The 8970-nt window shown below is 48.2% G+C and carries 10 protein-coding genes and 1 pseudogene; all 11 read left to right on the plus strand.

Annotation, left to right across the window (positions count from 1 at the left end; translation table 11 throughout):
* Positions 1 to 16 precede the first annotated feature (16 nt).
* Positions 17 to 2485 carry a glycogen/starch/alpha-glucan phosphorylase gene (locus DXD12_RS14365; protein ID WP_118638577.1) on the plus strand — a complete coding sequence of 823 codons (2469 nt, stop codon included), beginning with the start codon at positions 17 to 19 and terminating at the stop codon, positions 2483 to 2485.
* Positions 2486 to 2512: 27 nt separating this feature from the next.
* Positions 2513 to 3037, plus strand: a complete 525-nt coding sequence (locus tag DXD12_RS14370) for a hypothetical protein (protein ID WP_118472915.1) — start codon at positions 2513 to 2515, stop codon at positions 3035 to 3037.
* A gap of 214 nt (positions 3038 to 3251) precedes the next feature.
* Positions 3252 to 4244 (plus strand): SpoIID/LytB domain-containing protein, encoded by a 993-nt coding sequence (locus tag DXD12_RS14375; protein WP_117795201.1) that lies wholly within the window; start codon positions 3252 to 3254, stop codon positions 4242 to 4244.
* A gap of 40 nt (positions 4245 to 4284) precedes the next feature.
* Complete coding sequence (locus tag DXD12_RS14380) at positions 4285 to 5052, plus strand: M23 family metallopeptidase (RefSeq protein ID WP_106999706.1); 768 nt, start codon at positions 4285 to 4287, stop codon at positions 5050 to 5052.
* Positions 5053 to 5502: 450 nt separating this feature from the next.
* Positions 5503 to 6093 carry a lactate utilization protein gene (locus DXD12_RS14385; RefSeq protein WP_118638578.1) on the plus strand — a complete coding sequence of 197 codons (591 nt, stop codon included), beginning with the start codon at positions 5503 to 5505 and terminating at the stop codon, positions 6091 to 6093.
* A gap of 204 nt (positions 6094 to 6297) precedes the next feature.
* The gene (locus DXD12_RS14390; RefSeq protein ID WP_022360124.1) at positions 6298 to 6693 is read left to right on the plus strand and encodes a CBS domain-containing protein; all 396 of its coding nucleotides are present in this window, start codon (positions 6298 to 6300) and stop codon (positions 6691 to 6693) included.
* A 92-nt stretch (positions 6694 to 6785) separates the two neighbouring features.
* Positions 6786 to 7184, plus strand: a complete 399-nt coding sequence (locus DXD12_RS14395) for a spore coat associated protein CotJA (protein ID WP_243099926.1) — start codon at positions 6786 to 6788, stop codon at positions 7182 to 7184.
* Complete coding sequence (locus DXD12_RS14400) at positions 7184 to 7438, plus strand: spore coat protein CotJB (protein WP_022360123.1); 255 nt, start codon at positions 7184 to 7186, stop codon at positions 7436 to 7438. Before DXD12_RS14395 ends, DXD12_RS14400 begins: the two co-directional genes overlap by 1 nt.
* Before the next feature lie 3 nt (positions 7439 to 7441).
* Positions 7442 to 8053, plus strand: a complete 612-nt coding sequence (locus DXD12_RS14405; RefSeq protein ID WP_117795208.1) for a manganese catalase family protein — start codon at positions 7442 to 7444, stop codon at positions 8051 to 8053.
* Between the two features lie 214 nt (positions 8054 to 8267).
* On the plus strand, positions 8268 to 8696 hold the full coding sequence (gene tnpA, locus DXD12_RS14410; RefSeq protein WP_182457099.1) for an IS200/IS605 family transposase: 429 nt from the start codon (positions 8268 to 8270) through the stop codon (positions 8694 to 8696).
* A gap of 8 nt (positions 8697 to 8704) precedes the next feature.
* Positions 8705 to 8970, plus strand: a pseudogene (locus DXD12_RS15440) (IS200/IS605 family accessory protein TnpB-related protein); the annotation flags it as partial.

An 8970-nucleotide genomic window follows, 5' to 3' on the forward strand; every position in this document is an offset into this window, starting at 1 on the left:
ATATTAGGAGGACAGGATGCGCGAGATCAGCAAAGAAGAGTTTAAAAAGAGTATTATCGAAAATGTAAAGAACCAGTACCGCAGAACGATCGACGAGGCGACACCGCAGCAGATATTCCAGGCTGTGTCCTATGCGATCAAGGATGTGATTATCGACGACTGGATTGCAACTCAGAAGCAGTTTGACGAGACAGGCGCAAAGAAGGTATATTACCTTTCTATGGAGTTTCTGATGGGACGTGCGCTTGGTAACAATATCATCAACCTGGGTGCGAAAAAAGCAGTGAAGGAAGCACTGGAAGAGCTGGGTTTTGACCTCAATGCGATTGAGGATCAGGAGCCGGATCCGGCACTTGGAAACGGCGGTTTGGGGCGTCTGGCAGCATGTTTTCTGGATTCCCTGGCAACTCTTGGTTATCCGGCTTACGGCTGCGGCATCCGTTACCATTACGGTATGTTCAAGCAGAAAATTAAAGACGGCTACCAGATGGAGGTGCCGGATGAGTGGCTGAAAAACGGTTATCCGTTCGAGCTTCGCCGCCCGGAGTATGCGACCGAGGTTAAATTTGGCGGTTATGTCAAGACCGAGTGGGACGGTGAGCGCAACCATTTTGTACAGGAAGGTTATCAGTCTGTTCTGGCAGTTCCGTATGATATGCCGATTGTCGGCTACGGCAACAACGTAGTCAACACCCTGCGTATTTGGGATGCACAGCCGATCGACACGTTCAGCCTTTCTGCATTTGACAAGGGTGATTACCAGAAGGCGGTCGAGCAGGAGAATCTGGCGAAGAACCTGGTTGAGGTCCTTTATCCGAACGACAACCACTATGCGGGTAAAGAGCTGCGTCTTAAACAGCAGTATTTCTTCATTTCTGCCAGCTTACAGGTTGCTCTGAAGAAATTCAAAGAGACAAACGATGATATTCACAAACTGCCGGAGAAGATCGTATTCCAGATGAACGATACGCATCCGACCGTGGCAGTTGCTGAGCTGATGCGCCTGCTCTTGGATCAGGAAGGCTTAAACTGGGATGAGGCGTGGGGTATCACAACAAAATGTTGTGCATACACCAACCACACTATCATGGCAGAGGCGCTGGAAAAATGGCCGATCGAGCTGTTCTCCCGCCTGCTTCCGCGTGTATACCAGATTGTGGAAGAGATCAACCGCCGTTTCCTGATCGAGGTACAGAATAAGTACCCGGATAACTATGAGAAAGTTAAAAAGATGGCGATCATCTTTGACGGTCAGGTCAAAATGGCGCATCTGGCGATCGTAGCCGGATATTCCGTCAACGGTGTGGCAAAACTTCACACCGAGATTCTGAAAAATCAGGAGCTGAAAGATTTCTACGAGATGATGCCGGAGAAATTTAACAATAAGACAAACGGTATCACCCAGCGTCGTTTCCTGCTGCATGGCAACCCGCTTCTGGCAGACTGGATCACGGAGCAGATTGGCGACGAGTGGATTACCGATCTTCCGCACCTGGCAAAATTAAAAGTATACGTCGATGATCCGAAATTCCAGCAGGAATTTATGAACATCAAGTACCAGAATAAACTGCGCCTGGCAAAATACATCAAGGAGCACAACGGCATCGACATTGATCCGCGTTCCATTTTCGATGTACAGGTAAAACGTCTCCATGAGTACAAGAGACAGCTTTTAAATATCCTTCATGTAATGTACCTGTATAACCAGCTCAAAGACAATCCAAACATGGATATGGTTCCGAGAACCTTTATCTTTGGTGCGAAAGCAGCGGCAGGTTACCAGATTGCCAAGAAGACGATCAAACTGATTAACTCCGTAGCAGATGTTATCAACAATGATAAATCCATCAATGGTAAGCTGAAAGTTGTGTTTATCGAAGATTACCGCGTTTCCAACGCAGAATTGATTTTTGCGGCAGCGGATGTCAGCGAGCAGATTTCCACCGCCAGCAAGGAGGCGTCCGGTACCGGCAACATGAAGTTCATGCTGAACGGTGCGCTGACGCTGGGCACGATGGATGGTGCGAACGTGGAGATCGTCGAGGAGGTAGGCAAGGAGAACGCATTTATCTTCGGTCTGAGCGCTGACGAGGTTATCAATTATGAGAACAACGGCGGTTACAACCCGGAGGAGATCTTCAACACCGACCAGGATATCCGCCGCGTGCTGATGCAGCTCATCAACGGCTACTATTCACCGCAGGATCCGGAGCTGTTCCGCGATATTTACAATTCTCTGTTAAATACAAAGAACAGTGCCAAGGCAGATACCTACTTCATCCTGAAAGATTTCCGTTCCTATGCGGAAGCACAGAAACGCGTCGAGGCAGCTTACCGTGACGAGAACTGGTGGGCGAGAGCAGCCATGCTCAACACAGCAAGCGCTGGTAAATTCTCCTCTGACCGTACCATCGAGGAGTATGTGCGCGACATCTGGCATCTGGAGAAGATCCATGTGGACGACGATGATGTAAAGGCACTGTAAAAGGAGTAAAAAGAGGGAGGACACACTATGAGAGGATACAGAAAAAGACCGGGGACACAAGGATTTTCGGTTCCTCTTGTGGGTGCTTCCCTCTTTTTTATCATTTCGCTGTTTTTGTTTGCTTCTTATAAAAACAGCGCCTATCAGCAGGCGAAAAAGGAAATCTATTCGCTTTATACGGCGAACCGGGCGTTTGATCTGGATGAGGTGTATCAGGACGGTCTTACGGCGATCTACGCGAAAGAGTATGGAAAGACGGCAACCGAGGCTGGATGCGAGGCGCTGGAGCAGACGGGGCTTCCGTATGTCCTTTTATTATCGCAGTTTTCCGCACCGGTGGAACGCGTGTATGTGACGAACTGTCAGCTGAGCGAGACGGGGCGGGAGAAGAAGGCGCGGACGTATGACTACACGGTTTCGGTGCGTTTCTGCCTGGAAAAAGGCGATGAGGTGCTGGCACCGGAGAAGACGATGGACTTTCATGGAACTGTGGTGATGAAGAAAAAGGGATGGTTCCGCTGGCTGCTGGATGGTGTGACGCTGGGGGAGTAAAAGAATGATAGAGGGGAAACTGGAAGAGACTGCAAAGGGCGGCGGAGGAGAAGCCGGAGCGTAGACTAGTGATATTTTTTGAGTGCCTGTCATAAGATAAGGAAGGCAGAGAAAAGAAGCAGGTTTGTAAGGCATTGAAACTATAAGTTTACTGGTATGGCAAAACAGAAAATGTGTGAAACCGTACTGGAACAGTCAAAACAGGAGAACCGAAATGAAGAAGAGAACTGCCGCCGTACTGGCGGCTTTTTTGATCCCATATATCACAACACTGGCAGTTTCCGGGCGTGTGCAGGGGGCGGATGGAGGAAAAATCGGAGGAAATTCAGATAGAACATCTGGAGGGGGAAGTCAGACGGATGATCGGCACATCCTTCTGGATCGGGAGGATGGCGGCCGCAACAACGGAACCGGATATGCTGTCCCGCTGGAAGAATATCTGATCGGTCTGACTGCAGTGCAGATTCCGGACGGCTATCCGAAGGAGGCAGTCAAGGCACAGGCAATTCTGGCGCGGACAGCGCTGTACCGGGAGATGGACGGGGCAGATTCGATCGAGGAATCGGCGCTAGATATGGATTATCTGGAGCCGGAGCAGATCGAGAGCAAGTTTGAGGCGGCTGGAATGCCGGAATATTACCAGACGATCTGTGGGGCAGTGCGGGAGAGCGCAGGACAGACGGCGATCTGGGATGGGGATTATATTGAGCCGCTGTTTCATGCAGTGAGCGCGGGGCGGACGCGCGAAGGGGATGAAGCGCATCCGTATCTGGCATCGGTTGCGGCAAAGGAGGATGAGGGCGCTGGTGGCTACCTGACGCGGCAGGGCATGACACGGGAAGAACTGAAAAAACGTCTGGAAGAAGGACTGAATGCATTGGGAGAACACCCGGATCTGGAAAATCTGGAAGAAGATCGGATTCTGGAGGAGATTCAGATCGTGAAACGGGACAGCGCCGGTTATGTGGAAACCGTGCAGATTGGGGCGGAGACATACAGCGGGGACGCGGTGCGCTATGCGTTAGGCGTGCCGTCGCCAGCTTTTTCCCTCGAGGAAGACGGGGACGAAATCCGCTGTGTTACTTATGGGCGCGGGCATGGTTACGGGTTGTCGCAGTACGGGGCGGGACTCATGGCGGAGAATGGGAGCAGCGCGGAAGAAATTTTAAAGCATTATTTTAAAAATATTCAAATCGTTTCTGAATAAAACGATTCACTTCGGCAAGACTAATACCGAGGTGATAAACGTGAAAAATAAAGTAAGACAGTTATTCAGGGACAAACTTGTTCTGGTAATGACAGTGCTTGGTCTGCTGACAATCGTAGCCGCAGCAGGAACCGTAAAAATTCGAAAAGATAATGCGCAGGATGGAAGAAATCCGTATCTGGATGTGCCGCAGACGGAGGGAATCCTGGCGGAAGAGATGCCGCAGAACCGTTTAGAAGAAAACGACGGACAGGCGGAAACACGCGCACAGGTGGCAGGAAGTTCGGATGCCTCGTATTCGGTCAATAACCGGGATGAAGCCGATCAGAAGCCGATGGAGGAGGAAAAAGAGAGCAGTCTGGGAGCCGGAGCAGCTGCCGCACGCGCACTTTCCTACAATGGAACCGATCGCTTAAGCTGGCCGGTCCAGGGCAATGTAATTCTCGATTACAGCATGGATTCGACCATCTATTTTCCGACGCTCGATCAATACAAATGCAATCCGGCGCTCATTATCCAGGGCGATGTGAGTGAGCCGGTCGCCGCACCCGCCGAGGCGCAGGTAACCGAAGTCGGTTCTAATGAGGAGATCGGCAATTATGTTGTGCTGGATCTGGGAAGCGGCTACACGGCGGTCTGTGGACAGCTCAAAGACGTTCAGGTGGCGCAGAAGCAGTATGTGGCAAAAGATACGATACTCGGATATGTGGCAGAGCCGACCAAATACTATTCGATTGAGGGAAATAACGTATATTTCGAGCTGATGCACGACGGAGAACCGGTGGATGCGCTGGATTATCTGGAATGACAGGCTGAAATGCTGTTTATGATGCGCCTTGCAGTCTGGTTCTGGCTGTGGCAGAAATTGGAAATGAAGGGATAAGTTTGTGTTTTGTGACAGGTGGTTTTGAAACAGAAAGCTGCTGTATGAAAACATGAAGACAGGGAATTTTGTTGACTTGATACTGTTTACGGGTAGGCACTTTTGGAACCGAAAGTGCCGTAAGAAAACGTGGTGGTAGCAGGAATTTGCCGTATTTGAATGCGAAGCCACGGCAAATTCCGTTACTGGGCACGCGTGCGTGAACAGTAACTTGACTTGAAGCAAGGCGGGCAGCTAATTTGCTCTGCCTTGTTTTTCTGCCAATATTTGATATACTATAGGTAAAGTACGAATATTTTCAAAGATCAAAGGCTGTCAATGTAGGTTATAAATAAAAGTTACTATAAATTGAACGATTTAATAAGGAGGACAAAGATGGAACAGGAATTGTTGAAGAATAATTTTGAACGTCACGGATTTAAAACAAGTTTCTTTGATACAAAGGAGGCTGCGTTGGACTATCTGAAAGATCAGATTTCCGGGAAAAAAGTTGCGATAGGCGGAAGCGTGACGGCACAGGAGATGGGACTTTATGAAGCACTTTCCGAGAAAAATGAGGTGATCTGGCACTGGAAAAAGGCAGGGCGCGAGACGCTTATGGAAGCGAGAAGTGCCGAGGTGTACATAACCAGCGCCAATGGTGTTTCCAAAACCGGAGAACTGGTCAATATCGATGGAACCGGAAACCGCGTGTCGCAGACCTTATTCGGACCGGAAAAAGTATATTTTGTCATTGGAACCAATAAGGTCTGTCCGGATTTGACATCTGCGATGGAACGTGCAAAACAGATCGCAGCACCGAAGAACGCAGCCCGTCTGCAGGTCCAGACCCCGTGTGCGAAAACGGGCGTCTGCGTAGACTGCAACAGCCCGGCACGGATTTGCCATTCGATCGTGATCCTGGAGCGTCCGAGCAATGGGATGGAAGTAGAGGTTGTGTTTGTGGATGAGGAGATGGGTTATTAGGAGCGGAATATAGTTACTGGTCACGGGTATGAACAGTACCGATTACAGAAAAATTTGATGGAAAAATAAGGATTTCTTTATATCTTTTTTGGACGGATTTGGTATAATCAAGAAGAACGAAGGCAGATTTGAACGAAAATATACAAAATCTACAGATACGTATGGGGGACGTATGGGGAAAGATGAAAGGAGAACAGGTAAACCATGAATATATTATTTTTTCTGACACCGAAAAGTGAAGTCATTTATGTGAATGAGGAGGACACGGTTGGGCAGGCAATGGATACGATGGAAAAGTACAAGTATTCTGCGGTGCCGATCATCACGAAGGCAGGGCGTTACGCAGGAACATTAACCGAGGGCGACCTGCTGTGGGGACTCAAAAATAAGACAGATCTGGTGCAGAAAGGACTAGAAAAAGTGCGGATCACTGAGATTCCACGCCGTTCGGATAATCAGCCGGTACTTGTCAATGCGGATATGGAAGATCTTCTGGGAAAGATCATGAACCAGAATTTCGTGCCGGTGCTGGATGATCAGAAAAATTTTATCGGTATTATTACCAGAAAAGATGTTATCAGTTACCTTTGTAAAAAATAGTACATAATGATCGCTCTGTTTTTCAGCGGCGATCGCATTTATATATTTCCTGCATAAGATAAAGTATAACTGCTTTTGTAGGAGAATGAAATATGAATGGTTATCAGGATAACTCCAGCCGGAAAAATGCCTGCCGTTCGGGAATGCCTCTTATGTCATGCCCGGTGGCAGGCATTTCTGGCAATCGCTGCATAAATACCGCACCGCCAACCTGCCCGCCGGAAATACCTTGTGCTGGTTCGGTGCATCCTGTTTCGGAAAATGGGGCATTTTGCCCGCAGGGGCCAGAAATCCGACCTGCCCGCCCGTATCCGCAGACAGGAGGAAACAGGCCGCCGCAGACATTTCTGGGAGGCGGAAATTATCCGGTCGGCATGGGATATGTACCGATTCAGTCCTGGCAGCAGCCGTATGCGCTGGAAACCGCATTCAGGCGGGGAACTATTTTTCCGGATCTGGATCTGCCGTTTATGATGGGAGGTGCCTGCTGATGAATGAGACTGCCAGAAAATTGATGAAACGGATTGATGATGCCAGCTTTGCAATGGATGATGTGATTCTCTATCTGGACACCCACCCGGATGACAGGAATGCGCTGAATTATTACCGGTATGTGGTGGCACTTCGGAAAGAAGCTGTTAAAGCGTATGAGGCATCGTTTGGACCGCTCACGATCGAGGATGCGGACGATGCATGCACATGGTCCTGGCTTACAGAGCGCTGGCCGTGGGAAGGGGAGGTGTAGCGTATGTGGAGATATGAAAAAAGATTACAATATCCAGTCAATATCAAGACGCCGAATCCGAAGATCGCGCAATATATAATGAGCCAGTACGGCGGTCCTGACGGCGAAATCGGAGCCTCTATGCGCTACCTGTCCCAGCGGTATACGATGCCTTATAAGATGCAGAAAGGACTTCTGACCGACATCGGAACCGAGGAACTAGCCCATATGGAGATGATTGCCGCCATTGTCCAGCAGCTCACGCGCAACCTTACTCCGGCACAGATCGAGTCATCCGGGTTCGGACCATACTATATCGACCACACCACGGCAATCTGGCCGCAGGCAGCAGGCGGAATCCCGTTCAATGCGTGCGAGTTCCAGTCGAAGGGCGATGCGATCACGGATTTATATGAGGATATGGCAGCAGAGCAGAAAGCCCGCACAACCTACGACAATATTCTCCGCGTGGTCAAAGATCCAGAAGTATGCGATCCGATCCGTTTTCTGCGCGAGCGGGAGATTGTACATTTTCAGCGGTTTGGTGAAGCTTTAAGAAATGTACAGGATCACCTGAGCAGTCGTAATTTCTATACGTTTAACCCAGAGTTTGATAAAGTGAAAGCGAAGGGATAAAACAAAAACCTCCGTAAACAATGTCAAATTCATTCTTTACGGAGGTTTTCAAACCAGCACCGAGTGAGGATAAATCCTTACTGGATGTAAGGGGATTACCCATAAGTATATTGTAGTAGTGATGAGTTAGGTGTGCCAAATTTTTTATCAAGATACAGAACTAGTGTTTGCTAAATGCGGAGGCATATGGTATAATATAAACATAGAAAAAGATATATTTACTATTAAGAGAAATACACTTTCATATGGTAGAGGATATGTGTATTCTTTGCAATATCATCTTGTCTGGTGCACGAAATATCGAAAACAGGTCCTGAAAAATGGGATAGACGCAGAATGTAAAAAAATGTTGTATGGGCTTGCGGAGGAATACAAATTTAAGATTCTGGCGATGGAGGTTATGCCAGATTATATTCATTTACTTCTGGATTGCAAACCACAATTTTTTATATCAGACATGATAAAGATTATGAAGGGGAATCTGGCACGTCAGTTGTTTCTTTCGCATCCGGAATTAAAACAGGAGCTGTGGGGAGGACATTTGTGGAATCCATCGTATTGTGCAGTCACCGTAAGTGACCGAAGCAGGGATCAGGTAGTGGCATACATTGAGGGACAAAAAGAGAAGGAAAAAAGAAAGTAGGAAATTTTATGCAGATTGTATCCAGCTATGGAGTAGAAATTAAAAAAAAGAATATACCGCTCCGCTCTACGCTGGATATTTTTCGGAAGGCAGTTTCCTATCTGATTCCGGTGTATGCAGAGACCTGGGAAGAACTTTCAGAAATCAGAAATCCACAAAAACGCTTTAATGAAGCGGAACATCTGGTACATGAGACAAAAAAGAATCATGCCAGATTTCTGTTTGACCGTCATTTCCCTAAGATGCCATCTTATCTGAGAAGAGCGGCGATTCA

It is taken from the genome of Clostridium sp. TF11-13AC, assembly GCF_003481065.1.
In the GTDB taxonomy this organism is placed as follows: Bacteria; Bacillota; Clostridia; order Lachnospirales; family Lachnospiraceae; genus Otoolea; species Otoolea fessa.

Excerpts from the sequence above, each read along its gene's own strand:
- DXD12_RS14365 (WP_118638577.1), top strand. The coding sequence starts at position 17 with ATGCGCGAGATCAGCAAAGAAGAGTTTAAAAAGAGTATTATCGAAAAT.
- DXD12_RS14370 (WP_118472915.1), top strand. The coding sequence starts at position 2,513 with ATGAGAGGATACAGAAAAAGACCGGGGACACAAGGATTTTCGGTTCCT.
- DXD12_RS14375 (WP_117795201.1), top strand. The coding sequence starts at position 3,252 with ATGAAGAAGAGAACTGCCGCCGTACTGGCGGCTTTTTTGATCCCATAT.
- DXD12_RS14385 (WP_118638578.1), top strand. The coding sequence starts at position 5,503 with ATGGAACAGGAATTGTTGAAGAATAATTTTGAACGTCACGGATTTAAA.
- DXD12_RS14390 (WP_022360124.1), top strand. The coding sequence starts at position 6,298 with ATGAATATATTATTTTTTCTGACACCGAAAAGTGAAGTCATTTATGTG.
- DXD12_RS14395 (WP_243099926.1), top strand. The coding sequence starts at position 6,786 with ATGAATGGTTATCAGGATAACTCCAGCCGGAAAAATGCCTGCCGTTCG.
- DXD12_RS14400 (WP_022360123.1), top strand. The coding sequence starts at position 7,184 with ATGAATGAGACTGCCAGAAAATTGATGAAACGGATTGATGATGCCAGC.
- DXD12_RS14405 (WP_117795208.1), top strand. The coding sequence starts at position 7,442 with ATGTGGAGATATGAAAAAAGATTACAATATCCAGTCAATATCAAGACG.